This window comes from Stenotrophomonas sp. YJH_SMC_106-19 (assembly GCF_059368375.1).
Map to the genome: position 1 here is coordinate 397,652 of NZ_JCAFRQ010000002.1, position 25,978 is coordinate 423,629.

At 66.9% G+C, this 25,978-nt stretch carries 23 protein-coding genes; 17 read left to right on the plus strand and 6 right to left on the minus strand.

Annotated features, from left to right (window positions below; genetic code table 11):
- The first annotated feature begins 43 nt into the window (after positions 1-43).
- From AC5P5M_RS09465 to AC5P5M_RS09475, 3 genes are all read left to right on the plus strand, one after another.
- Positions 44-325, plus strand: a complete 282-nt coding sequence (locus AC5P5M_RS09465; RefSeq protein WP_053517316.1) for a YfhL family 4Fe-4S dicluster ferredoxin — start codon at positions 44-46, stop codon at positions 323-325.
- Complete coding sequence (gene ggt / locus AC5P5M_RS09470; RefSeq protein WP_197600423.1) at positions 322-2,052, plus strand: gamma-glutamyltransferase; 1,731 nt, start codon at positions 322-324, stop codon at positions 2,050-2,052. The genes AC5P5M_RS09465 and ggt overlap by 4 nt, the downstream gene beginning before the upstream one ends.
- 120 nt (positions 2,053-2,172) lie before the next feature.
- Positions 2,173-3,060, plus strand: a complete 888-nt coding sequence (locus AC5P5M_RS09475; RefSeq protein ID WP_053517318.1) for an MBL fold metallo-hydrolase — start codon at positions 2,173-2,175, stop codon at positions 3,058-3,060.
- A 52-nt stretch (positions 3,061-3,112) separates the two neighbouring features.
- Here the strand turns inward: AC5P5M_RS09475 and upp are convergent, their stop codons facing one another.
- Positions 3,113-3,745 (minus strand): uracil phosphoribosyltransferase, encoded by a 633-nt coding sequence (upp, locus tag AC5P5M_RS09480; RefSeq protein WP_053517320.1) that lies wholly within the window; start codon positions 3,743-3,745, stop codon positions 3,113-3,115.
- Between the two features lie 211 nt (positions 3,746-3,956).
- On the opposite strand from upp, the gene AC5P5M_RS09485 reads away from it, so the two are divergent.
- From AC5P5M_RS09485 to AC5P5M_RS09510, 6 genes are all read left to right on the plus strand, one after another.
- On the plus strand, positions 3,957-6,470 hold the full coding sequence (locus tag AC5P5M_RS09485; protein WP_495205859.1) for a TonB-dependent receptor: 2,514 nt from the start codon (positions 3,957-3,959) through the stop codon (positions 6,468-6,470).
- The gene (locus AC5P5M_RS09490; protein ID WP_459061884.1) at positions 6,470-7,582 is read left to right on the plus strand and encodes an NHL repeat-containing protein; all 1,113 of its coding nucleotides are present in this window, start codon (positions 6,470-6,472) and stop codon (positions 7,580-7,582) included. Before AC5P5M_RS09485 ends, AC5P5M_RS09490 begins: the two co-directional genes overlap by 1 nt.
- Entirely contained in the window at positions 7,579-8,943 is a 1,365-nt protein-coding gene (locus tag AC5P5M_RS09495; protein WP_460256445.1) for a purple acid phosphatase family protein, read from the plus strand. Before AC5P5M_RS09490 ends, AC5P5M_RS09495 begins: the two co-directional genes overlap by 4 nt.
- A 10-nt stretch (positions 8,944-8,953) precedes the next feature.
- Positions 8,954-9,574 (plus strand): inorganic diphosphatase, encoded by a 621-nt coding sequence (locus AC5P5M_RS09500; protein WP_065174967.1) that lies wholly within the window; start codon positions 8,954-8,956, stop codon positions 9,572-9,574.
- Between the two features lie 85 nt (positions 9,575-9,659).
- Positions 9,660-11,075 (plus strand): cryptochrome/photolyase family protein, encoded by a 1,416-nt coding sequence (locus AC5P5M_RS09505; protein ID WP_459061886.1) that lies wholly within the window; start codon positions 9,660-9,662, stop codon positions 11,073-11,075.
- A 141-nt stretch (positions 11,076-11,216) separates the two neighbouring features.
- Positions 11,217-11,912: a YiaD family glycine zipper/OmpA-like lipoprotein gene (locus AC5P5M_RS09510; protein WP_053517326.1), complete on the plus strand. Its 696-nt coding sequence runs from the start codon at positions 11,217-11,219 to the stop codon at positions 11,910-11,912.
- Positions 11,913-12,024: 112 nt separating this feature from the next.
- Here AC5P5M_RS09510 and AC5P5M_RS09515 read toward each other — a convergent pair whose 3' ends face one another.
- Positions 12,025-12,750, minus strand: coding sequence for an SDR family oxidoreductase (locus tag AC5P5M_RS09515; RefSeq protein ID WP_459061887.1), 726 nt, complete (start codon positions 12,748-12,750; stop codon positions 12,025-12,027).
- Positions 12,751-12,872: 122 nt separating this feature from the next.
- Here AC5P5M_RS09515 and AC5P5M_RS09520 point away from each other — a divergent pair, with 122 nt between their 5' ends.
- Positions 12,873-13,769 (plus strand): LysR family transcriptional regulator, encoded by an 897-nt coding sequence (locus tag AC5P5M_RS09520; RefSeq protein WP_460256447.1) that lies wholly within the window; start codon positions 12,873-12,875, stop codon positions 13,767-13,769.
- An 18-nt stretch (positions 13,770-13,787) separates the two neighbouring features.
- Here the strand turns inward: AC5P5M_RS09520 and AC5P5M_RS09525 are convergent, their stop codons facing one another.
- A complete protein-coding gene (locus tag AC5P5M_RS09525; RefSeq protein WP_065174970.1) occupies positions 13,788-14,819 on the minus strand; it encodes a LysR family transcriptional regulator in 1,032 nt (343 codons plus the stop codon).
- A gap of 147 nt (positions 14,820-14,966) precedes the next feature.
- Between AC5P5M_RS09525 and AC5P5M_RS09530 the strand changes: the two genes are divergently transcribed.
- The 7 genes from AC5P5M_RS09530 (at position 14,967) to AC5P5M_RS09560 (ending at position 23,273) form a co-directional block, all read left to right on the plus strand.
- A complete protein-coding gene (locus tag AC5P5M_RS09530; RefSeq protein ID WP_495205784.1) occupies positions 14,967-15,194 on the plus strand; it encodes a hypothetical protein in 228 nt (75 codons plus the stop codon).
- Positions 15,191-15,961: an SDR family NAD(P)-dependent oxidoreductase gene (locus tag AC5P5M_RS09535; RefSeq protein WP_053517454.1), complete on the plus strand. Its 771-nt coding sequence runs from the start codon at positions 15,191-15,193 to the stop codon at positions 15,959-15,961. Before AC5P5M_RS09530 ends, AC5P5M_RS09535 begins: the two co-directional genes overlap by 4 nt.
- Before the next feature lie 89 nt (positions 15,962-16,050).
- A complete protein-coding gene (locus tag AC5P5M_RS09540) occupies positions 16,051-17,274 on the plus strand; it encodes an efflux RND transporter periplasmic adaptor subunit (protein WP_495205785.1) in 1,224 nt (407 codons plus the stop codon).
- A gap of 127 nt (positions 17,275-17,401) precedes the next feature.
- Positions 17,402-20,572 carry an efflux RND transporter permease subunit gene (locus AC5P5M_RS09545; protein ID WP_495205786.1) on the plus strand — a complete coding sequence of 1,057 codons (3,171 nt, stop codon included), beginning with the start codon at positions 17,402-17,404 and terminating at the stop codon, positions 20,570-20,572.
- Between the two features lie 64 nt (positions 20,573-20,636).
- Positions 20,637-21,374, plus strand: a complete 738-nt coding sequence (locus AC5P5M_RS09550; RefSeq protein WP_053517458.1) for an SDR family oxidoreductase — start codon at positions 20,637-20,639, stop codon at positions 21,372-21,374.
- Positions 21,368-22,789, plus strand: coding sequence for an efflux transporter outer membrane subunit (locus AC5P5M_RS09555; protein ID WP_495205787.1), 1,422 nt, complete (start codon positions 21,368-21,370; stop codon positions 22,787-22,789). Before AC5P5M_RS09550 ends, AC5P5M_RS09555 begins: the two co-directional genes overlap by 7 nt.
- Before the next feature lie 220 nt (positions 22,790-23,009).
- The gene (locus AC5P5M_RS09560) at positions 23,010-23,273 is read left to right on the plus strand and encodes a hypothetical protein (RefSeq protein WP_053517461.1); all 264 of its coding nucleotides are present in this window, start codon (positions 23,010-23,012) and stop codon (positions 23,271-23,273) included.
- Between the two features lie 18 nt (positions 23,274-23,291).
- Here AC5P5M_RS09560 and AC5P5M_RS09565 read toward each other — a convergent pair whose 3' ends face one another.
- From AC5P5M_RS09565 to hchA, 3 genes are all read right to left on the minus strand, one after another.
- Complete coding sequence (locus AC5P5M_RS09565) at positions 23,292-24,146, minus strand: endonuclease/exonuclease/phosphatase family protein (RefSeq protein ID WP_065181299.1); 855 nt, start codon at positions 24,144-24,146, stop codon at positions 23,292-23,294.
- A gap of 108 nt (positions 24,147-24,254) precedes the next feature.
- Entirely contained in the window at positions 24,255-24,959 is a 705-nt protein-coding gene (locus tag AC5P5M_RS09570) for a PA1136 family autoinducer-binding transcriptional regulator (protein WP_495205788.1), read from the minus strand.
- Between the two features lie 5 nt (positions 24,960-24,964).
- Positions 24,965-25,837: a glyoxalase III HchA gene (gene hchA / locus AC5P5M_RS09575; protein ID WP_065175070.1), complete on the minus strand. Its 873-nt coding sequence runs from the start codon at positions 25,835-25,837 to the stop codon at positions 24,965-24,967.
- Between the last annotated feature and the right edge of the window lie 141 nt (positions 25,838-25,978).

Consider the following 25,978-nt stretch of genomic DNA (forward strand, 5'->3'; position numbering starts at 1 on the left):
CTGGCCGGTCCTTTGTCCCAAGGCGCGGGCGAGGAGTATCGCCATGTCGCTGAAAATCAATGAGCTCTGCGTCAACTGCGACGTCTGCGAGCCGGCCTGCCCGAACCAGGCCATTGCGATGGGTGAAACCATCTACGTGATCGACCCCGCCCGTTGTACCGAGTGCGTGGGCCATTTCGACGAGCCACAGTGCGTGGTCGTCTGCCCGGTCGAATGCATCGATCCGGACCCGGAGATCGTGGAAACGGAAGACCAGCTGCTGGCCAAACTGCGCCGGCTGCAGCACGATCATCCCGAACTCTACGCGGAGCCCCCATCCGAATGAAGACGCTGCTCGCCCGTCCCGTGTTGCTGCTCGGCCTGTTGCTGAGCCCGCTTGCCTGGGCCGATGCGCCGGCCCGTGCCGAACGTCCCGATGGCGCTGCCATTGCCAGCGGCCACGCGCTGGCCACCCAGGCCGGCGTCGACATCCTTGCGCAGGGAGGCAACGCGTTCGACGCCGCGGTGGCGGTGTCCTCGACGCTGGCGGTGGTCGAGCCGATCAGTTCCGGCCTGGGCGGTGGCGGCTTCTTCCTGCTGCATGATGCGGCCACCGGCAAGGACGTGATGCTGGATGCGCGCGAGACCGCGCCGGCTGCTGCCACGCCGCAGGCCTTCCTCGACGGGAAGGGCAACCTGGATCGCGACCGCTCGGTCAACGGCGCCTGGTCGGCGGGTATCCCCGGCCTGCCTGCGGCACTGGTGGAGCTTTCGGCCCGGCACGGCAGGCTGCCCCTGGCGGTTTCGCTGCAACCGGCCATCCGCATCGCCCGCGACGGCTTCCCGGTGTACGAGCGGATGGCCAAGGGCTATGCCTCGCGCCGCGAGGTGATGGAGCGCTACCCCGGGACCCGCGAGGTGTACCTGCGCAACGGCAGGCCGATCGCCACCGGTGATGTGTTCCGGCAGCCGGAACTGGCGCAGACGCTGGAGCGGCTGGCGGCAGGTGGCTTCGATGGCTTCTACAAGGGCCAGACCGGCAAGCTGCTGCTGGCCGGAGTGAAGCAGGCCGGTGGCCGCTGGACCGCCGAGGAGCTGGCCGGCTACCGGGTGAAGCAGCGCGAGCCGATCGTCTTCGACTACAACGGCTGGAAGATCACCACGGCGCCGCCGCCGTCGTCCGGTGGCATCGCCCTGGCCAGCATGCTGCAGATCCTGGAAGGCTGGGACATCAAGCAGATGGATCCGGCGCACCGCGCCCATCTGGTAGTCGAATCGATGCGGCGCGCCTACCGCGACCGCACGTTCTTCCTGGGCGATCCGGACTTCGTGCAGATCCCGCAGAAAGTACTGACCAGCAAGGATTATGCCCAGGGCCTGCGTGCCACCATCCATCCGGAGAAGGCCACGCCCAGCGACCTGCTGTCGGGCAATCCGACGCCGCTGGAGGACGACGAGACCACCCATTTCTCGATCATCGACCGTGATGGCAACCGCGTCGGCGCCACCCAGACCGTCAACCTGCTGTACGGCTCGGGCCTGATACCCAAGGGCACAGGTGTGCTGCTGAACAACGAGATGGATGATTTCGCGCTGAAGCCGGGCACGCCCAATGCGTTCGGCGTGATGGGCTACGAGGCCAACGCACCGAAGCCGGGCAAGCGCATGCTCAGCTCGATGACGCCGACCTTCATGGAGAACGCCGACAAGGTCGTGGTGCTGGGCACCCCCGGCGGCAGCCGCATCATCACCATGGTGCTGCTGGGCATCCTTGGTTACGACGCCGGCCTGGACGCGCAGCAGGTCGCCGCGCTGCCACGCTACCACCACCAGTGGCTGCCGGACCTGATCGAGGCCGAAGACAACGCGTTCGACGCGGCCACCGTGAAGCAGCTGCAGGCGATGGGCCACAAGATCGATCTGCCGGGGAATGTCGCCGCCGGTGGCCGCGGCTCCAGCCACGTCTGGGGCAATCTGCAGACGGTGGAATGGGATCGCAGGAGCAACCGGTTGTTCGGCGGCAGCGATCCGCGCAACCCGGTCGGCAGCGCCCAGGTGGTGCCCGGCAGGTAACGGCCGGGCTCGCCGGGTCCCATCCGGCCGACGGTGAGCCGCAGCGCCCTGCCCGCAACGGCAGGGCGCTGCAGTTTCGTTCTAGCGATTATTTAACGGCCTGCCGACGATAATCGGCGCATGAAACTCTGGTCGATTCGTGGTAACTCGCAGCGCCTCGACGGCGGTGCGATGTTCGGCAACGCACCCCGTGCGTTGTGGGAAAAATGGGCGGCACCGGATGAGCTGAACCGTATCGAGCTGGCATGCCGCGCGCTGTTGGCCAGCCCGCTGGAAGGCAAGACGGTCCTGTTTGAAACCGGCATCGGCGCGTTCTTCGATCCGCGCATGCGCGAGCGCTATGGCGTGCAGGAAAGCCAGCACGTGCTGATCGATTCGCTGCGTGAGGCAGGCTTCGAACACGAGGACATCGACGTGGTGGTCCTCAGCCACCTGCACTTCGACCACGCCGGCGGCCTGCTGGCAGCATGGAGCGAGGGGCGCGAGCCCGAACTGCTGTTTCCCAATGCCACCTATGTGGTCGGTGCACAGCACTGGCAGCGCGCACTTCAGCCGCACCCGCGCGACCGTGCCAGTTTCATCCCGGAGCTGCCCGGGCTGCTGCAGGCCAGTGGGCGCCTGGAAGTGGTCGACGGCGAGTTCTCCCGGGCGCTGGGGAGCAGCGTGCGTTTCAGCTACAGCGATGGTCATACGCCGGGGCTGATGCTGGCCGAGATCGTCGGCCATGGGCATGCAGGCGAGGTCGCGCGCGGTGGCGTGGTGTTCTGCGCTGACCTGATTCCGGGGCGCTCGTGGGTGCACGTGCCGATCACCATGGGATATGACCGCAATGCGGAACTGCTGATCGACGAGAAGCGGCAGTTCCTGGAGGACAAGCTGGCGCGCAACGTGCATCTGTTCTTTACCCACGACCCGCAGGTCGCACTGGCCCAGCTGGGGCGCGACGACAAGGGGCGTTTCGTGACCCTGCACGAGCAGGGTGAACTGAAGGCGCGCGCGCTGGGGTGAGTGCCGGGGTCGGAGCCCTTTCTGCGAAAGGGATCTGACCCCGTCGCACCGGTCAGCCGACGCGGGTGCCGAAGATGCGGTCGCCCGCGTCGCCGAGGCCCGGCAGGATGTAGCCCTTTTCGTTGAGCTGGGCGTCGATTGCCGCCGTGTAGATCTCCACATCCGGATGCGCTGCCTTGACCGCGTCGATGCCCTCCGGAGCGGCGACCAGGAAAATGCCCTTGATGCGTCGCGCACCGGCCCGCTTGAGCATGTCGATGGTGGCGATCAGGGTGCCGCCCGTGGCCAGCATCGGGTCCAGGATCAGCGCATCGCGCTCTTCCAGGCGCCCGGTGAGGCGCTCGAAGTACGGCACCGGCTGCAGGGTTTCCTCATCGCGCTGCAGGCCGACCACACTCACGCGGGCGGCAGGGATCAGCGACAGTACGCCGCTGAGCATGCCCAGGCCGGCCCGCAGGATCGGCACTACGGTGATCTTGGCGCCAGCGATGCGCTGCACGGTCACCGGACCGGCCCAGCCGGGCAGGGTGTGCGGCTCGGTGTCCAGGTCAGCGGTGGCCTCATAGGCCAGCAGCGTGCCCAGCTCGTTGGCCAGTTCGCGGAAATCCTTGGTGCTGAGCGCGGCGTTGCGCATCAGGCCGATCTTGTGCTGCACCAGCGGGTGGCGCACTTCGACGATCTTCATGGTCGGAAAGGGGGGAAGGGAGAGGCGATCATTCTGCCGGATCGGGGTACGGAACCCCAAACGGAGCGCAGCCAGCGGGCGCGGAGCGAGGGCGTCTGTCATGGCCATGCAACCTTGCGGACATACCGTCCAGACCCATTCTTAACAGGAATGGGGATTCCCAGTGCATATCAAGACTCCGTTGGCCGTTGCCATCACGCTGACCCTGGCGATGGGGGCCAGCGCTCCGCTGCAGGCCGCCGCCCAGCAGACGGTCGCCGCCACGGGGGCAGCGGCCGTCGATGCGATCGACCTGGACCGCGTCGAGGTGCGTGCGCAGCTCGAATCGCAGATCCGCGCGGTCGATCTGAAGCGCAGCAGCGACGCGATTGAAGATGCCGTGTCTTCCGACGCCCTCGGCCAGTATCCGGACAAGAACGTGGCCGAATCGCTGCAGCGTCTACCCGGCATCAGCGTCACCCGCGACCAGGGCGAAGGCCGTTTCGTGGTCATCCGGGGCCTGGACGCCAACCTCAACAGCGTCAGCGTCGATGGAATCGCCGTGGGTACGCCGGAGGACTCCAGCCGCGCTGCACCGCTGGATGTCATTCCCTCCGACTCCACCGAGCGGCTGCGCGTAGTCAAGTCGCCGACCCCGGACATGCCCGGCGACGCGATCGGCGGTGCGGTCCTGGTCGAATCGGCCTCGGCATTCGATCGCGACGGGCGCAGCCTGCGTGCCAAGATCGAGGGCAGCCACCAGCAGCTCTCGGGCGAAACCAGCCCGAAGGCCGCCTTCAACTACAGCGAAGTGTTCGCCGATACGTTCGGCATCGCGCTGGGCGTGAACTACCAGAAGCGCAGGTTTGAATCGGACAACACCGAAGTGGAGTACGACGGCGAGGATGATGCTGCACCGGGGGATGTCACCGCGATCAACCTGCAGCACCGCAAGTACGAGATCGAGCGCAAGCGCATCGGCGCCAACCTCAACCTGGACTGGCGCCCGAATGAAGACAGCAAGTACTACCTGCGCACGTTGTACAGCCAGTTCGACGATGCCGAGACCCGCCAGCGGGTGATCTTCAATTTCGACGATGCCGACATGGTGCGCACCGGCACCGACCAGTACCGGCTGGATGACATGCCGGGCGATGCGATCGACAAGCGCATGCGTTACCGCACCAAGAAAGAGAACATCTTCGCAGCCAGCCTCGGTGGCGAGAACCGGCTGACCAGCGCGGTGGTCGATTACCGTATCGGCTACACCCGCACCGAGGAGCGGGTGAACGACGAGATGGAGGCGCGGTTCACACTGGATGGTGATGACTTCAACGGCACCCTGGACCAGCGCAGCCGGCTGCCGACCTACAGTTTCGACAACCCGCAGTGGCTGGACAACGGCAACTACGCCTTCGACCGCATCGTGCTTTCGCCCAAGCAGGTCAACGACAAGGAGCACAGCGCGCAGGTCAACGTACGCTTCGACGGCGACAGCAGCAGCCTGAAGTTCGGCCTGCTGGGCCGCTGGCGCGACCGCGATGTCAATACCGACGAGCGTGAGCTGCGGGTGGGCCCGAAGGTGGCACTGTCGAGCTGGACCACGTCGGCCCCCGAGCATCGCCATGGCAACCTGGGCGATGGCATGGATTCGGCGGCGATGCGGGCCTACTGGGCGGCCAATGGCAGCCAGTACAGCGCCCGGCCGCAGGATGCCGGCGCCAATGCCCTGGCATCGCTGGAAGAGGACTATGTGGCCAGCGAAGACATCTTCGCCAGCTATGCGATGGGGACCTGGGATATCGGCGCGCTGCGCATCATCGGCGGCGCACGCGTGGAGAACACCCGTTTCAGGGCGGTGGGCAACCAGGTCGAGGTGGCGGCCAACGGGCGCAGCTTCACCGTCACCCCGCGCGTGGCCAACACCAGCTACACCAATGTGCTGCCGGGCCTGCATCTGCGCTACGACGCAGCCGATGACTGGGTGCTACGCGCCTCGGCCAACAAGACCGTCTCGCGCCCGTCCTTCGGCGACGTTTCGCCCCGTGTGGGCTACAGCCGCGGCGACGAGGAAGTGCGGCTGGGCAATCCCGAGCTGGATCCGTACGAGTCGAAGAACATCGACCTGTCGTTGGAAAAGTACATCGGCAGCACCGGCATCGTTTCGCTTGGCCTGTTCCACAAGTCCATCGACGGCTATATCGTGGAAACCGTGCGTACGAATGATCCGGACTACGACGGCTTCGACGTGACCCAGCCGATCAATGGCCGCAAGGCCACGGTACGCGGCGCCGAGTTCAACTGGCAGCAGCAGCTGGCCTTCCTGCCGGCAGGCTTCGACGGTCTTCTGGTCGGGGCCAGCGGCACCTGGCTGGATACCGAATTCGATGCCGGCATCGCGGACCGTGCCGGCGAGGACTTCACGCTGCCGCGTGCCTCCAAGCACGTGTACAGCGCGCACGTCGGCTACGAGAAATATGGCCTGAGCACCCGCTTGGCTGCGGTGTACCGCAGCGAATATCTGGACAGCATCGGCAAGGGCCGTGCATTCGACATCTACGTGGCACCCAACACGCAGCTCGACTTCTCGCTGGATTATCGCTTCAGCCCGCGCGTCAGCCTGTACTTCGAGGCGCAGAACCTGCTGGACAAGCCGTTGGAGCTGTACCAGGGCACGCGCTCGCGCACGCTGCAGATGGAAGAATATGGCCGCACCTATGCGTTGGGCCTGAAGGTGGCGCTGTGATGGGGCGGCACGTTCCGGTGCTCGTGGCAGCGATCGCAACCGCGCTGGTCGTGGGCTGCACGCCAGCGGCCGACCGCGCGCCGGCGGCACATGCGGCGTCGCCGACGCCTCCGGCGCGCACGGTGGCCACCGTTGCCGAGGCGTTCGTCTCGCCACTCACGCCCGCCGACAACATCGATTCGCCCGCAACCTGGCGCACGCCGGACGGGCAGATCTGGCTGATCGCCACCGCCAAGGCCACCGACAAACTGGTGGTGTATGACGGCAGCACCGGCCGTCACCTGCGCAACGTCGGTGCCACCGGTACCGGCCTGGGACAGTTCGATCGCCCCAATGGCATCGCCGTGACCGACGACCTGCTGTGGATCGTGGAACGCGACAATCACCGGGTCCAGGTCCTGTCCCTGCCGGACTTCATACCACTGGCGACGTTCGCTGCCGAAGATCTGCGCAAGCCCTATGGGCTGTGGGTCGATCGCAGGGCGGACGGCTACAGCGTCTACGTCACGGACTCCTGGGACAACGGCGAGGACGCACAGGGCCGCGACATCCTGCCGCCGCTGGCGGAACTGGACAAGCGCGTGCGCCAGTACCACGTTTCCCGCGACGGCGCGAAGATCGACGCGAAGCGCATCGCCGACATCGGCGACACCAGTGAGGCCGGTGCGCTGCGCGTGGTCGAATCGATCTGGGGCGATCCGGACAACGACCGTCTGCTGATTGCCGAAGAGGATGAGAGCTACGCCAGCGAGTTCAAGGTCTATACGCTGGCAGGCCGCTTCACCGGCACCACCTTCGGCCGTGACGTGTTCAAGGCGCAGGCCGAAGGGGTGACCCTGCGGACCTGCGGCAAGGACGGCTGGTGGATCACCACCGAGCAGGGCAAGCAGCGCAGCGTGTTCCATCTGTTCGATCGGCACACGCTGAAGCCGGTCGGTGCCTTCCAGGGCAATACCGTGGCCAATACCGATGGCATCTGGCTGATGCAGCAGCCCAGCACGCGGTTCCCGCACGGTGCGCTGTATGCGGTGCATGACGATCAGGGCGTGGTCGCCTTTGACTGGGAAAGCATTGCCAGGCAGCTGGCGCTGCCGCTGGAGTGTGGCGCATGAGGCGGCACAGCACGCGCGCGTTCGTCGCCAGCCTGCTGCTGGCCCTGCCTCTGCTGGTCACCGCGGCGGTCGAACCCAACACGCAGGTGCCGGCGGGCAGCCGCCACTATGCGGCATCGCCACTGCCGGATCGTATCGTTGCCTCGCCCTCGGCCGACCCCAGCCACGGATTCGCCGTGGCCTGGCGCACGGATGGCAGCGTACAGGCGCCACTGCTGGAGATCGCGCGTGCCGGCGATTCGCCGGCCATCGAAGGCATTCGCGCGCTGCGCGCGACCACGCGGGCGCTGCAGACCGAGAACGGCCTGTCGCACCATCACCGCGTTGACATCGATGGCCTGCAGCCGGATACCGCATACATCTACCGTGTGCAGGGCAGGGCAGGCTGGAGTGCATGGAACCAGCTGCGCACGCTGGCCACCGCCGGACAGCCGCTGACGCTGCTGTACTTCGGCGATACCCAGAACAAGAATCTCAGTCACGTCAGCCGCGTGGTCCGGGCCGCGCAGAAGGCGGCACCGGACGCTCGCCTGAGCCTGTTCGCGGGTGACCTGGTCAGCGGCGGCGACGGTGTGGACGACAGTGAATGGGGTGAATGGTTCGCCGCCGCCGGCTGGCTGGCGCAGGAAACACTGGTGGCGCCTGCCATCGGAAATCACGAGTATTTCGAGGAGTTCGAGGACACCCCGCAGGAACGCCGCGTACTGGGCCGGCACTGGCCGGTGACCTTCGCACTGCCGGGCAATGGCGCCCCTGCCGCGCAGCAGACCAGCTACTGGTTCGATGCGCAGGGCGTGCGCGTGGCCGTGCTTGATGGAACCTCGGCACTCGATCTCGGCACCGCCCAGGCCCAGGCACACTGGCTGGACAAGGTGCTGTCCGGCAATCCGCAGCCGTGGACCATCGTAATGCTGCACCAGCCGTTCTACTCGCCGCGCGAAGGCCGCGAGAACGCCGCATTGCGTGACGTGCTGCTGCCGGTGGTGCGTCGTCACCAGGTGGATCTGGTGCTGCAGGGGCACGACCACACCTATGGCCGCCGTGGCGAAGGACAGGCCGCCACACCACAGTACGTGGTGACCGTGGCGGGACCGAAGCAGTACCGTCTTTCCGATGAAGCCCGAAGGACGATGGCCCCGGTGGCCGAGGACACCCAGCTGTTCCAGGTGCTGCGCATCGATCCGCAGCACCTGCGCTATGAGGCGCGCACGGTGACCGGGCAGCTGTACGATGCTTTCGAGCTGCGCCGCGACGCCAGCGGGGGCAAGCAGCGCACGGAGCTGACCGACGGCCGCATCACGCCACGCGACTGCCCGCGCGCGCAGACTGCCAAGGGTCGCGCCGACCGTTGCTGGGAATAAGGAGACGCCGATGACCATGCCCCGACGCATCGTTCCTCTTGCTGCCATCGGTGCCGCTCTGCTGTTGCTGGCCGGTGCGGTGGCCGCCGCTGATGCGGTGCTGCATCCGTTCCTGGCGGCCCAGCCGCAGCAGGCACCGCAGGAGGTGAACCTGGCCGTGGAAATTCCCGCTGGCAGCTTCACCAAGTATGAGATCAAGGACGACGGGCTGGTCCACGTCGACCGCTTCCAGTCGATGCCGGTGGCCTATCCGGCCAACTATGGTTCGATGCCGCGCACGCTGGCGGGTGACAACGATCCACTGGACGCGCTGGTACTGACCCGTGAACCCCTGCACCCCGGCGTGATCATCCGCTTCCGCCCGATCGGCTATCTGAAGATGATCGATGGCGGCGAACATGACGAGAAGGTCATCGGCGTGCCGACCGACAAGGTTGATCCGAGCTATGCAGGCGTCCGCGATCTGGCCGATCTGCCGGAGATCGAGCGGCAGCGCATCGAGGCGTTCTTCCGCGTGTACAAGGATCTGCCAGCCGGACGCAACCCGGTGCAGCTGCAGGGCTGGGGCAACGCGGCCGAGGCGCGTACGCTGATCCGCGAAGCCATGCAGCGTTTCGACGCCGGGAAATAGTCCGGCTGCGGACGGCGTTGCGCCCCTGCGCGGTCTTCACCTGTGCTGGCTATCATGGCCGCCTTCCACAGCAAAGGCGGTGCACGTGTCGGTAGCGTTGGTCTGGTTCCGTCGCGACCTGCGGCTGCAGGACAATCCGGCCCTGCAGGCCGCACTGGATGCGGGGCACGATGTGGTCCCTGTGTACATCCACGCGCCGCACGAAGAAGGCGAGTGGGCGCCGGGAGCGGCATCCAACGCGTGGAGTCATCGCTCGCTCGCCGCGCTGGATGCGGATCTGCGTGGCCGCGGTTCTTCCCTGGTGCTGCAGATCGGCGACAGCCTGCCGGTGCTGCAGGCACTGATCGCACGGACCGGTGCCACGGCGGTGTACTGGAACCGCAAGTACGAGCCCGCCACCCAGCCACGTGATGCCTCCATCAAGCGCACGCTGCGCGAGCAGGGCATCGATGCGCAGAGCTGCAACGGCAGTCTGCTGTTCGAGCCCTGGGATATCGCCACCCAGCAGGGGCAGCCGTACAAGGTGTTCACCCCCTACTGGCGCAACGTGCTCAGTCGCTGGCGCCTGCCCGGGCTGCAGGCGGCGCCCGCGGCACTGGCAGCGCATGCCGTCGAAGGCGAGTCGCTGCAGGCGCTCGGGCTGGCACCGGCGCTCGGCTGGGACGAGGGCTTCTGGGAGCACTGGCAGCCGGGAGAGGCCGGCGCGCTGGAGGCGCTTTCGGTGTTCGAGGACGGCGCGCTGCGAGGCTATCGCGCGCAGCGCGACCTGCCGGACCGGGTCGGCACCTCGCGGCTGTCACCGCACCTGCACTTCGGCGAGATCGCGCCCTGGCGCATCGCCCATGCGCTGGAAGGGCTGCGCAGCGCCGGTACCGACGCCGACATCGATGGCTACCTGCGGCAACTGGGCTGGCGTGACTTCGCCTACCACCTGCTGCATCACTTTCCGGAGACCCCCACCGGCAACCTCAACCCGCGCTTCGACCGCTTTCCGTGGGCCACGCCCAGCGCCGGCCAGCTGCATGACTGGCAGCGCGGCAACACCGGTGTACCGATCGTGGATGCCGGCCTGCGCGAGCTGTGGCATACCGGCTACATGCACAACCGGGTGCGGATGATCGTCGCCAGCTACCTGTGCAAGCACCTGCGCGCGCACTGGCTGCATGGCGCACGCTGGTTCTGGGACACACTGGTCGATGCCGACCTGGCCAACAACACGATGGGCTGGCAGTGGGTGGCCGGTACCGGTGCGGATGCAGCGCCTTACTTCCGGGTGTTCAATCCGATCACCCAGGCCGAAAAGTTCGATCCTCAGGCGCGCTACATCACCCGCTGGGTACCGGAACTGGCGGCGCTGCCGGTGAAGGCGCGCTTCGCGCCGTGGCAGCATCCGCAGTGGCTGGCCGAGCACGCGCCGGAGTATCCGCGCAGCCCCCTGGTGGATCTGGCCGCCGGCCGGGATGCAGCGCTCGCCGCCTACCGCCAGTCGGGAGCGGGGTAAAGCGCCGTCGCGGGGTTCCAGACAGCTAGCTGAACAAGGGCCTGTCGAGCGGCGTGTTCATCATCCCGGCATCGCGTCCTGCTGTTTATCCTCTGGGCGGCCCGCAAGCCGCCGGCCCGACCGGAAACCAAGGAGACCATCATGATCCGCAACACCACCCGCAATGTCGCACTGGCCCTGATGAGCGCGGCCGTCCTGTCGGCCTGCGCCACCGGCGGTTCCTACGTGCAGAGCGATCAGTACGGCAACCCGACCGAGCAGCAGAACCGGACCGGTCGCAACGCGCTGATCGGTACCGCCATTGGCGTGGCCGCCGGCCTGCTCAGCGGCGACAGTGCGACCGAGCGCCGCCAGCACGCGCTGATCGGTGCAGGCATCGGCGCGCTCAGTGGCGCGGCCGTGGGCCAGTACCAGGATCGCCAGGAACGCGCGCTGCGCGAGCGCACTGCCAACACCGGCATCGATGTGCAGCGCCAGGGCGACAACATCATGCTGAACCTGCCCGACGGCATCACCTTCGATTTCGGCAAGTCGGCACTGAAGCCGCAGTTCTACGGCGCGCTCAACGGCGTGGCCGGCACCCTGCGTGATTACAACCAGACCATGATCGAAGTGGTCGGCCATACCGACAGCATCGGCAGCGATGCGGTCAACAACCGCCTGTCCAAGGAGCGCGCCGATTCGGTCGCCCAGTACCTGATCGGGCAGGGCGTGCAGAGCGTGCGTATCGAAACGCTGGGCGCCGGCAAGGCGTACCCGATTGCCGACAACAGCACCGATGCCGGCCGTGCCAAGAACCGCCGTGTTGAAATCCGTGTGATTCCGTTGCAGCAGTAACGCGCGGCGCGTGCGTGCAGGTCCGGCGCAGCCGGAACGGGAATGCCGCCCTTGCAGGCGGCATTTTCGTTGGGCGAGATGCGCGGCGCCTAGCGCAGGAACGGCGGCCGGGTCATGCTGCGGCCGTCGGCCGCACCACGATCTCGTTCACGTCCACGTCGTCGGGCTGCTCGATGGCGAACCGCACCGCGCGCCCGATCGCATCCGGCTGCAGGGCGATGGCGCGATAGCCGACCATCATTTCGGCGGCGACCGGGTCGGTGATGCTGTCCGCAAGCTCGCTTTCCACCACGCCGGGGTGGATGCAGGTGACCCGCAGCTCGCGGTGTTCCTGGCGCAGGCCCTCCGAGATGGCGCGTACCGCGTGCTTGGTGGCGCAGTAGACCGCAGCGGTCGGTACGACCGACAGCGCGCCGATGGACGCGATGTTGATGATCTGTCCGCGGCCGCGTGCGCACATATGGGGCAACACGGCTGCGATCCCGTGCAGTACACCGCGGATGTTGACGTCGATCATCCGGTCCCATTCGTCCACCTTCAGTGATGCCATCGGCGACAGTGGCATCACACCGGCATTGTTGACGATCACATCAAGGGCGCCGAATTCCTCCAGGGCTGAAGTGGCGAACGCCTCGACCTGCGCGCGCTGGGTCACGTCCAGCGCATGCACGCGTACGTCGGCGCCGTGCTGGCGCAGTTCATCCGCCAGCGCCTGCAACCGTTCGAGGCGGCGCGCGCCCAGCACCAGGCGGGCACCCGGCTGCGCCAGCGAGCGGGCGATGCCGGCGCCGATGCCGCTGGAGGCACCGGTGATCAGGATGGTTCGGGAATGGCTCATGGCAGGTCTCCGGAAGGGCTAGGGGGAAATGCCGGGTCGTGCCCGGTGCAGCCACGGTAGACAGCCTGCCTCGTCGCGATAAGATGGCGACTGCTGACTACCTTGTATAGATCTACTTACCAATGTCCGTCGATCTCAATGCCCTCGCGGTGTTCCAGCGGGTAGCCGACTGCAGCAGCTTCACCGGAGCGGCCCAGCAACTGGGCGTGACCCGGTCGGCCGTCAGCCAGACCATCGCCCGGCTGGAACAATCGCTCGGTGTCGCTCTGGTGCTGCGCACGACCCGCAGCGTCAACCTCACCGATGCCGGGCAGGCGCTGCTTGCGGCGGTCAGGCCCGCCCTGGCTGAGCTGGGCAGTGCCGTGGAGTCCACGCTGCGTCGCGGCAGCACCCTCAAGGGCCAGCTGCGCCTGGCCGTGTCCTCCATTGCCGAGCATTTCCTGGCCGGTCCCCTGCTGGCCAGCTTCGCCGCCCGGCACCCGGAGCTGCAGCTGGACATCACGGTGACCGACGAGGAGTTCGACATCGTCGAGGCGGGTTTCGACGCGGGTGTGCGGCTGGGCGAGGTGATCGCACAGGACATGGTGGCGATTCCGGTGTCCGGCCGGCAGCGGCAGGTGGTGGTGTGCACTCCGCGGTATGGGCAGCAGCACGGCGTGCCCAGGCACCCGCGCGAGCTGCCCGGGCACCGTTGCATCGGCTGGCGCGCCGCACCACGCAAGGCGCCCTATCGCTGGGAATTCGAAGAGCGCGGACGCGAGTTCAGCGTCGATGTGCAGCCGGAGATCACCAGCAATGACATGGCCACGATGACCCGCCTGGCATTGGCGGGCGCCGGGCTGGCCTTCGGCATGGAGGACACATGGCGCCCGTGGCTGCAGCGTGGCGAACTGGTCAGCGTGCTGGAGCCGTACTGTCCGTGGTTCGCAGGGTTCTTCCTGTATTACCCCAGCCGGCGCCAGGCCGAGCCGAAGCTGCGGGCACTGATCGAGCATCTGCTGGAACAGCGCACCGCATGACGCCGGGCAGGCCCCGCTTCACGCCGCCGGCGCGGCCACCTTCTCCAGGATCCGCTTGCCGCTGATCTCAAGCGCGGCATCTTCCTGCTCCTGCTGCTGCCGCGCGAGCTTCGCGCCAGGGCACTGCGCCAGCATGTAATTGGCGTCGAAGTTGAGCTTCTCCACCAGGAAGTCGACGAATGCGCGCACCTTCGGCGAGACCAGGCGGCCGCCGGCAAAGACCGCGTTGAAATCCACCTCCGGACCTGTCCACCCGGCAAGCACGCGACGGACCATGCCTGACTCGACGAACGGCTTGGCCATCACATCGCCGGTCAGCAGCAGGCCTTCACCGCACACCAGCGCGCCGTTGAGCGCGGACATGTCGTTGGCCGTCATCAGCGGCGTCACCGGGAAGTCACGCAGTTCCCCTCCGTTCTCGCCCAGCTGCCAGGTAAAGCGCGGTGAATTGCCAGTGTGGTAGGGCTTGCGCATGGCCAGGATGCGATGGAACTGAAGCTCTTCCGGGTGCAGTGGTTCGCCGTAGCGCTCGATGTAGGCTGGGCTGGCGAACACCTGCGTGCGCAGGCTGCCGAGCTTGCGTGCGACCAGGTTGGAATCGGGCAGGGCGCCGACGCGCAGGGCCAGATCGGCTTCACCGGCGATCAGGTCGAGCTTCTCGTTGCCCATGTGCATGTCCAGGCGGATTTCCGGGTACTGCGCATGGAACTGGCCCAGCAACGGCGCGATCCAGGTGATGCCGATGGAGTAGGGCACAGTGAAACGCAGCCAGCCGCGTGGGCCGGACTGCAACTGGCTGACCGCGCTCTCGGCTTCTTCCAGCTCGCGCGCGATGCGCTGGCAGTGCTCGTGGTAGATCGAGCCCGCCTCGGTCAGGCCAAGACGGCGCGTGGTCCGGTGCAGCAGGCGCGCGCCCAGCCGTGTCTCCAGCTCCTGCACCTTGCGGCTGACAGTGGTCTTGGGCAGGCCGAGCGCTTTGGCAGCTGCGATGAAGCTGCCCTGCTCGACCACTTTGACGAAGATCAGCGTTTCATTGAGATCGTGGGACATGGTCGGGAGTCCTGGACGTCGGGGGTGGGACAATCGTGACAGATCGATTGGACCGGGAACGGGATGATTATTCCCCTTAATCAGGACTAATCAAGTAAAGGTTTGAGGTCTATCGTGGCGCCATTCGTGAAATGGAGTCCCCCCGCCATGAGCCTGCGCAACATTCTTGCCCGTTTCCGGCGTGCCGGCCAGAACGCCCTGGATCTGGCGATGACCGTTGAGATCCGCCCGAGTTCCTTGGTGCACAAGGATTTCCGTGAGTTTACCGCGCCCATGCGGCAGCAGCGTGGCGGTGCCATCCGCTTGGCGCCGCAGAAGAGCGATCGACTGCGCCGAATCGGGACTATCCCGGATTTGGGAGGAAATGTCCCGTGAATGGGATTCTGATGCCCGAAGTCCTGGTCCTCGGCGGAACCGGTGCGGTCGGCCAGGGCGTGGTCGGTGCGCTGCTGGAAGCCGGCAGCCCGGTGCTGGTGGTCGGCCGCGATCCAGGACGGCTGGCGTCGCTGGAAGCGCAGTTCGCCGATGAGCCCGGCCTGCAGACCATGCTCGGTTCACTGGCAGACGACGGTTCGGCGCAGGTCCTGGCCGAGCGCGTCGCGCAACGCCCTCGGCCGTTGGCGGCGGTGATCGCGGCCATGGGCGGTCCTTACAACCGTGGCCGGGTGATGGACCGCAAGGGCGACGAACTGCTCGGCGCACTGCAGGCCGACCTGATGCCCCATGTGCATGCGGTACGCCACCTGCTGCCGCTGCTGCGTGACAACGTGCATGCGCGGCGCTACGTGATGATCGGCAGCCCTGCCGGTCTCAAGCCCTGGGCCGGCTACGGCGAGACCTCGATCACCACCGCCGCCCTGCGCATGTACGCGCAGGTGGTGCACCAGGAAGCACAGGCGGTCGGTGTCCGTGCGCAGATGCTGGAGGTGTGCAGCCCGGTGTGTACACCGGCCAACGCCGCCAACGCCTGCATCGAGTGGCCGAGCTCGCTGCTGGTCGGCCGGCGCGTGGTGTCGCTGCTTGATGGCTGCCGCGACAACCGCGCCATCGTTCGCTGCGACAGCAGCGATGCGGAACTGCCGCGGGGCCTGCTGCGACTGGAAGTTCCACCACCGTGGCGCGACGCCGTCGGTGTCGCTTGACCTTGACCTTGGTTGAGGTTGCAGCATACGCCGCACTTTCTGATAGCCATTCTCATTAGCTGTACCACCCCTCCGTACGGATGCATGCCATGACTTCCCCCAAAACCACCCCACATCGTTTCGGCCATCGCATTGCGATGGTCGGCGTGTCGATCCTCGCCGCGGCGGTGCTCGCTGCCTGCAGTGGCGGCCATGCCGAAGAAGCCGGTGCACCGCCACCGCCGCAGGTCAGCGCAGCCCCGGTGCTGGTCAAGCAGATCAGCCAATGGGACGAGTTCAGCGGCCGCATCGAGGCGGTGCAGAGCGTTGAACTGCGTCCACGCGTGTCCGGCTACATCGACAAGGTCAACTACGTCGAAGGCCAGGAAGTGAAGAAGGGCGATGTGCTCTTCACCATCGACGCGCGCAGCTACCAGGCCGAGTACGATCGCGCCGCCGCTGAACTGGCCCGCGCCCGCACCCAGGCAACCCTGGCCCGCAGTGAATCGGAGCGGGCCAAGCGCCTGGCCGAGCAGCAGGCGATCTCCACCGAGACCGCCGAGCAGCGTCGCGCTGCGGCAGACCAGTCCGGCGCAGCCGTGCAGGCCGCGCAGGCGGCACTGGATGCTGCCCGGCTCAACCTGGAGTTCACCAAGGTGCGTGCGCCGATCGACGGCCGTGCCGGCCGCGCGATGGTCACCGCGGGCAACCTGGTCACCGCCGGCGACAGCGCCAGCGTGCTGACCACGCTGGTCTCGCTGGACACCGTGTTCGTCTACTTCGATGCCGACGAAAGCACTTTCCTGCGTTACGCGCAGATGGCACGCAAGGGCGAGCGCCCGAGCGAGCGCGACAGCCACCTGCCGGTGAAGGTTGGCCTGTCGGGTGAAGAAGGCTACCCGCACGCGGGCAAGGTCGACTTCCTCGACAACCAGGTTGCACGCAGCACCGGCACCATCCGCGTGCGTGCGCTGCTGGACAATGCCGACCGGCAGTTCACCCCGGGGCTGTTCGCCCGTGTGCAGCTGCTGGGCAGTGGCCAGTTCCAGGCGATGCTGATCGACGACAAGGCTGTGCTGACCGACCAGGACCGCAAGTACGTGTACGTGGTCGACAAGGATGGCAAGGCCCAGCGCCGCGACATCCGCCTTGGCCGCACGGCGGAAGGCCTGCGCATCGTCGAGCAGGGCCTGTCCGCAGGCGACAAGGTCATCATCGATGGCGTGCAGAAGGTCTTCATGCCGGGCATGCCGGTGCAGGCCAAGGCGGTGGCGATGCAGCCGGCTGCGGCCGCCGCACCGGGCCGTGATGCCACGGCTGCGCTGAACCACTGATCCGCCGTCTCCTGATCCGAGTTTCCGCTTAGCTGCCGGCTCCAGCGGCGGCCTTCCCTGCCTTCGTCATATCGGCGAGGGGCAGGGTGGCTGTTGCCCGCCGGCGGCATTTCCCAGGAATTCCTCCATGGACTTTTCCCGTTTCTTCATCGACAGGCCGATCTTCGCGGCGGTACTGTCGATCGTGATCTTCGCCGCAGGCCTGATCACGATTCCGATCCTGCCGATCAGCGAGTACCCGGAAGTGGTGCCGCCGTCGGTGGTCGTGCGCACGGTCTATCCGGGCGCCAATCCCAAGGTCATCGCCGAAACCGTCGCCACGCCGCTTGAAGAGGCGATCAACGGCGTCGAGGGCATGATGTACCTCAAGTCGGTCGCCGGTTCCGACGGCGTGCTGCAGATGACCGTCACCTTCCGCCCGGGCACTGATCCGGACGCGGCGGCGGTGAAGGTGCAGAACCGTGTGGCGCAGGCGCAGGCACGCCTGCCCGAGGACGTACGCCGGCAGGGCGTGACCACGCAGAAGCAGTCGCCCACCTTCCTGATGGTCGTGCATCTGACGTCGCCCAATGGCAAGTACGACACCCTGTACCTGCGCAACTACGCCCGCCTGCACGTCAAGGACGCGCTGGCACGCATTCCCGGCGTGGGCGACGCGCAGATCTTCGGTGGTGGTGACTACGCCATGCGCGCATGGCTGGACCCGGACAAGGTTGCTTCGCGCGGCCTGACGGCCAGCGACGTGGTGCGTGCCATGCGTGAGCAGAACGTGCAGGTCTCTGCGGGTCAGCTCGGCGCCGAGCCGCTGCCGAACAGCCAGTTCCTGACCCTGATCAATGCCCAGGGCCGCCTGCGCAGCGAGCAGGAGTTCGGCGACATCGTGCTCAAGAGCGGTGTCGACGGCGAGATCGTGCGCCTGTCCGACGTTGCCCGCCTGGAACTGGGCGCTGGCGACTACACCCTGCGCTCGCAGCTCGACGGCAAGAATGCGGTGGGTATCGGCATCTTCCAGTCGCCCGGTGCGAATGCACTGGAGATTCGCGACAAGGTCATCGCCACGATGGACGAGATGCAGAAGACCATGCCCGCCGACGTGAAGTACGAAGCGGTGTACGACACCACCATCTTCGTGCGTGATTCGATCAAGGCGGTGGTCTCGACCCTGCTTGAAGCGATCGCCCTGGTGGTGCTGGTGGTGATCCTGTTCCTGCAGACCTGGCGCGCGTCGATCATTCCGCTGATCGCGGTTCCGGTGTCGGTGGTCGGTACGTTCGCAGCGCTGTACGTACTGGGCTTCTCGATCAACACGCTGAGCCTGTTCGGCCTGGTGCTGGCGATCGGCATCGTGGTCGACGACGCGATCGTGGTGGTGGAGAACGTTGAACGCAACATCGAAGAAGGTCTGTCGCCGACCGCAGCCGCCCACCAGGCCATGCGTGAGGTGTCCGGCCCGATCGTTGCGATCGCACTGGTGCTGTGCGCGGTGTTCGTGCCGATGGCGTTCCTGTCGGGCGTCACCGGTCAGTTCTACAAGCAGTTCGCTGTCACCATCGCCATTTCCACGGTGATCTCGGCGATCAACTCGCTGACCCTGTCGCCGGCCCTGGCCGCCCGCCTGCTGAAGGCCCATGGCGCTCCGAAGGATGGCCCGAGCCGTCTGATCGATCGCCTGTTCGGCTGGGTGTTCCGCCCGTTCAACCGCTTCTTCAAGTCCAGCTCGGAGAAGTACGAGCGCGGCGTGGCGCGCACCCTTGGCCGCCGCGGCGCTGTGTTCGTGGTCTACGCGATCCTGCTGGTCGGTACCGGTGTGATCTTCAAGCTGGTGCCGCCGGGCTTCATCCCGACCCAGGACAAGCTGTACCTGATCGCGGGCGTGAAGCTGCCGGAAGGTTCGTCGATCGCACGTACCGATGAAATGCTGCGCAAGGTCGCCAAGATCGCCCAGGAAACCGACGGCGTGGCGCATACCATTTCGTTCCCGGGCCTGAACGCGCTGCAGTTCACCAACACCCCGAACACCGGTGTGGCGTTCATTCCGCTCAAGCCGTTCAACGAGCGTCATGGCCGGACCGCGGCGGAGATCAACGCCGAGATCAACCAGAAGATCGCAGGCCTGCAGGAGGGCTTCGCGTTCGCGATGATGCCGCCGCCGATCCTGGGCCTGGGCAACGGCAATGGCTACCAGATGTTCATCGAGGACCGCGGCAATCTGGGCTACGGCGCGCTGCAGAATGCCGTGCAGGCGATGCAGGGGACCGTTGCACAGACCCCGGGCATGGCCTTCCCGATCAGCAGCTACCAGGCCAACGTGCCGCAGCTGGATGCGGAAGTGGACCGTGTGAAAGCGAAGGCGCAGGGCGTGCAGCTGACCGAGCTGTTCGACACGCTGCAGACCTACCTGGGTTCGGCGTACGTCAACGACTTCAACCAGTTCGGCCGCACCTGGCAGGTGATCGCCCAGGCGGACGGCCCGTTCCGTGAGAGCGTCGAGGACATCGCCAAGCTGCGCACCCGCAACGACCGCGGCGAGATGGTGCCGATCGGTTCGATGGTGACCATCAAGCAGACGTTCGGCCCGGACCCGGTGCTGCGTTTCAACGGCTACCCGGCAGCGGACCTGGCCGGCGAAGCCGACCCGCGCCTGCTGTCCTCGGCGGAAGCGATGAACAAGCTGACCGAGATCGCCGGGCAGGTGCTGCCGGTCGGCATGGCCACCGAATGGACCGACCTGAGCTACCAGCAGGCCACCCAGGGCAAGGCCGCGTTCATCGTGTTCCCGGTGGCGATCATGCTGGCCTTCCTCGTGCTGGCCGCGCTGTACGAGAGCTGGTCGCTGCCGCTGGCGGTGATCCTGATCGTGCCGATGACCCTGCTGTCGGCTCTGTTCGGCGTATGGCTGACCGGCGGCGACAACAACGTGTTCGTGCAGGTGGGCCTGGTGGTGCTGATGGGCCTGGCATGCAAGAACGCGATCCTGATCGTCGAGTTCGCCCGTGAGCTGGAGATGGGCGGCAAGGGCATCGTCGAGGCCGCGCTGGAAGCCTGCCGCCTGCGCCTGCGCCCGATCGTGATGACCTCCATCGCGTTCATCGCCGGCACCGTGCCGCTGGTGCTTTCGCATGGTGCGGGTGCCGAGGTGCGCTCGGTGACCGGTATCACGGTGTTCGCCGGCATGCTGGGCGTCACCCTGTTCGGCCTGTTCCTGACCCCGGTGTTCTACGTCGCCCTGCGCAAGTTCGTCACCCGCAACGGCGGTGGCCAGCTGGTGCAGCACGGCGAGCCCACCATTCATCACTGATACGGAACCCCGTCGCCGCCGGTCGATGACCGGCGGTGGCTTCTCCCTCCAAAGGCATGAATCCATGAACACCCATCAGAACAAGATCGCGCTGGTTACCGGCGCTACCCGTGGCATCGGTGCCGAGACCGTGCGCCAGCTGGCGAAGGAAGGCGTGCACACGCTGCTGGCTGGCCGCAAGCGTGAGACGGCGGTGGAGCAGGCACTGAAGCTGCAGGCGGAAGGCCTGCCGGTGGAAGCGCTGCAGCTGGACGTTACCGATGCTGCGAGCATCGCCGACGCGGTCGAGCAGGTGCGCCAGCGTCACGGCCGGCTGGACATCCTGGTCAACAACGCCGGCATCATGATCGAGAACCCGGCACAGGCACCGTCGGAGCAGTCGCTGGATACGTGGCGTCGCACCTTCGACACCAATGTATATGCACTGGTGGCGGTGACCCAGGCGTTCCTGCCGCTGCTGAAGCAGGCCAAGGCCGGGCGCATCGTCAACGTGTCCAGCATCCTCGGCTCGCAGACCCTGCACGCCGACCCGGGTTCGGGCATCTATGACTTCAAGATTCCGGCCTACAACGCCTCCAAGGCGGCGGTGAACAGCTGGACGCTGGCCCTGGCATACGAGCTCCGCAGCTCGCCGATCAAGGTGAACACCGTGCACCCGGGCTACGTCAAGACCGACATGAATGGTGGCCACGGCGAGATCGAGATCGCCGAAGGTGCGCGTTCCAGCGTGCAGATGGCGCTGATCGGCCCTGAAGGCCCGAGTGGCAGCTTCACCTATCTGGGCGAGGTGCTGCCATGGTGATCCGCACCCTGGCGGTGGCCGTTTCCAGCCTCGTGCTGGCCGGCTGTGTCACCGTCGGTCCCAATTACAAGGCGCCCCAGCAGGAGCCTGTCGTCCTGCAGGGCGCGGAGCAGCCGGTGTTCAGCACCACATCGCCCGTTGCCAGCTGGTGGGCGCAGTTCGATGACCCGGTGCTGGAAGAGCTGGTGCACGGCGCACTGTCGAGCAATCTTGACCTGCGCGTGGCCGTGGCGCGTGTCAGCCAGGCGCGGGCGGTGTTCGTCGAAAGCCGCTTCGACCAGGCACCGCACGTGACCGCAGGCGGCAGTTACGACCGCCGCAAGCAACCCGATCCGCAGCTGGGTGGGCAGCGGGTGTTCAGTGAAAGCTACCAGCTCGGCTTCGATGCGGGCTGGGAGCTGGATCTGTTCGGCCGCAAGCGCCGTGCTGCCGAAGCGGCACGCGCCGATCTGGGGGCCGAGCAGGCCAACCTGGCCGATGCGCAGGTACTGGTTGCCGCCGAAGTGGCACGCAACTACTTCGAGCTGCGCGGCACGCAGAAGCGCATCGCCGTGGCCCAGCACACACTGGTCAATCTGCGTGATACGCAGAAGCTGACCGAGGCGCGCTGGGAACTGGGTGCCGGCAGCGAGCTGGATGTGCAGAGCAGCCGTGCCCGGCTGAAGGCGATCGAGGCCGATATTCCCCTGCTGGAAGTGGCCGAGACGCAGTCCCGCAATCGCCTGGCGGTGCTGCTGGGCCAGCGCCCGGAAGTACTGGCCGACATGCTCGCGCCGCATGAGGTGCCGGCGTTCGCCAAGCCGTTGCCGCTGGGCGATACCCGCGAGCTGCTGCGCCAGCGTGCCGACGTGCGTGCGGCCGAGCGGCGGCTGGCAGCCGCCACGGCACGGGTGGGGGTGGCAACGGCCGATCTGTTCCCGCGGTTGTCGCTTTCCGGTTTCGTCGGCTTCCTCGGCGGCGACGCCAATGGCCTGGTCAACGGCAACAACAAGGCCTGGTCGCTGACGCCGTCGTTGAGCTGGGCGGCCTTCGATTTCGGAACCGTGCGCGCACGTCTGCGTGCCAGCAAGGCCGAGGCCGAGGGCGTTGCCGCGCAGTACGAGCAGACGGTGCTGCTGGCACTGGAAGACACCGAGAACGCGCTGACACGCTACTCCAAGCAGCAGGCACGGCTGGCGATCGTGGTGGAGCAGGCGCAGGCCGCACGACGAGCCGAGTCGCTGGCGCAGATCCGCTATCGCGAGGGCTCGGAAGACTTCCTGACCCTGCTCGACGCACAGCGCACCCAGCTGGCCGCCGATGATGCACTGGCGGCCGCCGAGGCGGAGGTCAACGTCAGCGTAGTCGGCGTATACAAGGCGCTGGGTGGTTGGGGCCAGTCCCCGCAGGCGCTGAGCGTGGCACAGGTGAATTGACCGGACGGGGACGGAGGCAGTGGCCTCCGTCCCCGTTTCCGGTCAGGGCCACCGATGGGCGGGCGCCTGCCGCCCTGCCATGCCGTCCTCCACACTTTGCGAACTCAGGCAGGGCAGCGCGGCGTGAGCCGTGGACACCGTCACATTCATGACGCTTCTGACTCTCCCGGAAGCGCCTTCTGCCGTGTAACAAGTGGGGCGGGCCATCAGAGGACAGGCGATGACGGACGGCAAGCGGGATACCCAACGAATGTTGTTCGGCGATCCGGGACCACCCGGTGCAGGACTGTCCGTCGCGGTGGTCGTTCTGCTGGTGCTGGCGATGCTGGCCGCGGCCATCGGCTTCGTGCGGCTGCCGGACTCCATGCTGGGCCTGGGCCTGATCGGCGTGGCCGTGCTGCTGGCCATCGGCGCTCGCATCTGCCAGGCGCGCGATCAGCATCAGGCGCTGTATCGCCTGTTGGCGCGGCAGCCGCCGCGGTGAACGCGGCGGCAACCCGACTCAGGGCCGGGGCCAGTCCAGCTCGACCACCAGCGGGAAGTGATCCGAGGGCAGCACGCCGTCGATGCGACGGTCATCGGTCAGGAAGCTGCGCGCACGGAAGCCTCTCACCAATACCCAGTCCAGCTGCGTGGTGGCCTTGCCGGTGAAATCATGGAAGGTCAGGCGCGGCCCCTGGGGAGACGCCACCTGGGTGCGTGCGTCCTGCAGAACGCGGGTGAGCGTCGCGTAGGTTCCGCCCCCGGGTTCACTGTTGAAGTCGCCCGTCAGCACCACCGGCAGATCCGGCGGCAGCGTCGCCACCCGCCTGCCGATCAGCTCGGCTCCCTTGACCCGGCGCGGTTCGTCTTCGTCGCGATAGGGCAGGTGGGTGTCCATGAAGTAGAAGCGGCGGCCATCGTCAAGGCGACGGAACAGGGCCCAGGTCACCATGCGCGGGTACAGGTTGCCCCAGGTGATGCTGCCGGCGACCTCCGGTGTATCGGACAGCCAGAAGTTGCCTGATTCCTCCACGGCCAGCACCCGCGTGTCGTAGAACACGCCCATGTGCTCATCGCCGCTGCCACCGCGCCGTCCTTCACCGAACCACGCGTAGCCGGGCAGGTGGCCGGCGAGATAGTCGGCCTGTTCCTGTACCAGCTCCTGGGTGCCGATGACGGCCGGGCGGGCATCCAGGATGACCTTGACCATCGCATCGCGGCGATCCGGCCAGCGCTTGCCTGGCGCGGTGTCGGCCGGGGTGCGGACATTGAAGGACATCACCTTCAGCGGCGCAGGGGCCGCCGCCCAGGCGATGGCGGGAAGAGCGAAGGCCAGCAGCGCACACAGCGCAGGGCGACGGAAACGCGACAGCATCGTGGAATCCCTCCATTCCATGTAAACGATTCCATGAAGGATGGCACGGATTGGCAGGGGAGGGTATGCCGGGATGGGTCATTGGCGTGGCGGCTGCACGGGGCCCGCTCAGTCTTCGATCTCGCCGCGTCGCGCGGCCGCGCGCACGGCCTGCGCCGTCGTCGCAACGCCCAGGCGCTGGCGCGCGCGGCGCAGGTGGTTCTCCACGGTGCGCGCGGACAACCCCAGCGTGGCGGCGATCTCCGCCTGGCGCCGGCCGGCTGCGACCCAACGTAGAACCTCGCGTTCCCGCGTGCTCAGTTCGCCCAGGGGGCGTTCAGCCGGTGCTTCGGCCAGCCGGCGGGCGGCGCGGAATGCTGCTGTGCCGGCAGACTCCAGCAGCAGCCGGGCAGGCGCGGAAGCGTCGATGATCGTTCCGGCGAAACTGATCGCCCCTTCCAGCCCCGTGGTTCCGAACACGGGTACCTGCAGGCCATGCAGGCCGTCGCCGCGGGGGGGCCTGACCACTTGGTAGCGGGCCCCCCTTGCGCCGTCGCGCTTGCTCCAGAAGAACGGGGCATCGCTGTCGAGCACGTGGCGGTTGACCGGGCAGGCATGCAGGTAGCGGGCAAGATCGGTCTCACGCCCTTCGCCCAGCCAGTCGCCCTCGATCCAGTACACGCGGTGTGCGCCGCGTTCGAACCCGGTGCCGGCCGCAAACACCAGCACGCGATCGTAGCCGAGGGGCGCGGCGATCGAGCGAAGCAGCGCGCCGATCTCGGCGATCGAACGCGCCTGCTCCAGTTCCAGCAGCATCGGCACCAGCGCGGCCACGGTGTTCAGCGACCTGCCAGCGCGTCCAGCAGGGTGCGTGCGGCCAACTGGCCGAGTGCATTGCCGGCCAACGGACTATCGCCTGTCAGCAGCAGGCGATCCTGCAGCACGCTGCCGTCAATACCCTCGTTGACGATCTGCACACCCTGCTGCGCGAGCTTTTCACCGAAGAACCACGGCAGTTGCCCGGGCATGTAGCCGATGTCCGGCGTCTGCCGGTCCATCGCATCGGGGAAGGCGCAGATGCGGTAGCCACGGAACAGCGAATCACCGCCCGCTTCATCGATCCCGGCAGCCAACAGCGCTGCAGGGCCGTGGCAGAGCGTGATGATGTAGCGCTGCTGTGCCATCGCCCAGTGCAGCGCCTTGCTGACCGCGCGGCTCTCCGGCAGACCGATCAGTGCACCATGCCCGCCCGGAATGAAGATGGCTGCATAGTCCGACGCCGCGTCCAGCGAGGCCACGATGTCGTCCAGCACCTTCGGCTGGCGGAACCGCGCCTGGTAACGTTCGTACAGACCGCCGATGTCGCGGTCCTCGCCGGGGAACGCCCACCATTCGAACTTCACGGCGTTGCCGGACAGGGTTGCCACATCGAAGTCGAAGCCGGCCTTGTCCAGGTGATACATCGGCAACAGCGTTTCGACCGGGTGATTGCCGGTGGAGAACAGGTGGCCGTTGGCGGTCGGCAGGTAGCGCTCATCGGCGCCGATCATCAGTATCTTCCAGCGGCCATCCCGGCGTGCGTCGGCATAGTCCGCGCCGGACAGATTGCTGGTGGGTGACGTGAACTGCGAGAGCGACCAGGGCGAGGGAAAGAAGGCATCGCGCTCGGCCGGATCGGGACGGGGTTGGCGGCTGAGGTCCTGGGTGTTCATGTGGCTGGCCTGCTGTCGGGGAGATGCGGCCAGCATAGGAGGCACTGTGCGTACGTGCGATGAGGGATTTCCCGCAACGGCAGTCGCTGTCCGATAGCGCACGGCAGATGCTGCAGATAATGCAGTGGCAAGTTGCATTGG

Coding starts and splice junctions, on each gene's coding strand:
- upp (WP_053517320.1), bottom strand. CDS start 3,745: ATGAAGATCGTCGAAGTGCGCCACCCGCTGGTGCAGCACAAGATCGGC.
- AC5P5M_RS09550 (WP_053517458.1), top strand. CDS start 20,637: ATGAACACCCATCAGAACAAGATCGCGCTGGTTACCGGCGCTACCCGT.
- AC5P5M_RS09540 (WP_495205785.1), top strand. CDS start 16,051: ATGACTTCCCCCAAAACCACCCCACATCGTTTCGGCCATCGCATTGCG.
- AC5P5M_RS09515 (WP_459061887.1), bottom strand. CDS start 12,750: ATGAGCCATTCCCGAACCATCCTGATCACCGGTGCCTCCAGCGGCATC.
- ggt (WP_197600423.1), top strand. CDS start 322: ATGAAGACGCTGCTCGCCCGTCCCGTGTTGCTGCTCGGCCTGTTGCTG.
- AC5P5M_RS09465 (WP_053517316.1), top strand. CDS start 44: ATGTCGCTGAAAATCAATGAGCTCTGCGTCAACTGCGACGTCTGCGAG.
- AC5P5M_RS09565 (WP_065181299.1), bottom strand. CDS start 24,146: ATGCTGTCGCGTTTCCGTCGCCCTGCGCTGTGTGCGCTGCTGGCCTTC.
- AC5P5M_RS09510 (WP_053517326.1), top strand. CDS start 11,217: ATGATCCGCAACACCACCCGCAATGTCGCACTGGCCCTGATGAGCGCG.
- AC5P5M_RS09500 (WP_065174967.1), top strand. CDS start 8,954: ATGACCATGCCCCGACGCATCGTTCCTCTTGCTGCCATCGGTGCCGCT.
- AC5P5M_RS09560 (WP_053517461.1), top strand. CDS start 23,010: ATGACGGACGGCAAGCGGGATACCCAACGAATGTTGTTCGGCGATCCG.
- hchA (WP_065175070.1), bottom strand. CDS start 25,837: ATGAACACCCAGGACCTCAGCCGCCAACCCCGTCCCGATCCGGCCGAG.
- AC5P5M_RS09525 (WP_065174970.1), bottom strand. CDS start 14,819: ATGTCCCACGATCTCAATGAAACGCTGATCTTCGTCAAAGTGGTCGAG.
- AC5P5M_RS09495 (WP_460256445.1), top strand. CDS start 7,579: ATGAGGCGGCACAGCACGCGCGCGTTCGTCGCCAGCCTGCTGCTGGCC.
- AC5P5M_RS09490 (WP_459061884.1), top strand. CDS start 6,470: ATGGGGCGGCACGTTCCGGTGCTCGTGGCAGCGATCGCAACCGCGCTG.
- AC5P5M_RS09485 (WP_495205859.1), top strand. CDS start 3,957: ATGGGGGCCAGCGCTCCGCTGCAGGCCGCCGCCCAGCAGACGGTCGCC.
- AC5P5M_RS09475 (WP_053517318.1), top strand. CDS start 2,173: ATGAAACTCTGGTCGATTCGTGGTAACTCGCAGCGCCTCGACGGCGGT.
- AC5P5M_RS09545 (WP_495205786.1), top strand. CDS start 17,402: ATGGACTTTTCCCGTTTCTTCATCGACAGGCCGATCTTCGCGGCGGTA.
- AC5P5M_RS09530 (WP_495205784.1), top strand. CDS start 14,967: ATGAGCCTGCGCAACATTCTTGCCCGTTTCCGGCGTGCCGGCCAGAAC.
- AC5P5M_RS09555 (WP_495205787.1), top strand. CDS start 21,368: ATGGTGATCCGCACCCTGGCGGTGGCCGTTTCCAGCCTCGTGCTGGCC.
- AC5P5M_RS09520 (WP_460256447.1), top strand. CDS start 12,873: ATGTCCGTCGATCTCAATGCCCTCGCGGTGTTCCAGCGGGTAGCCGAC.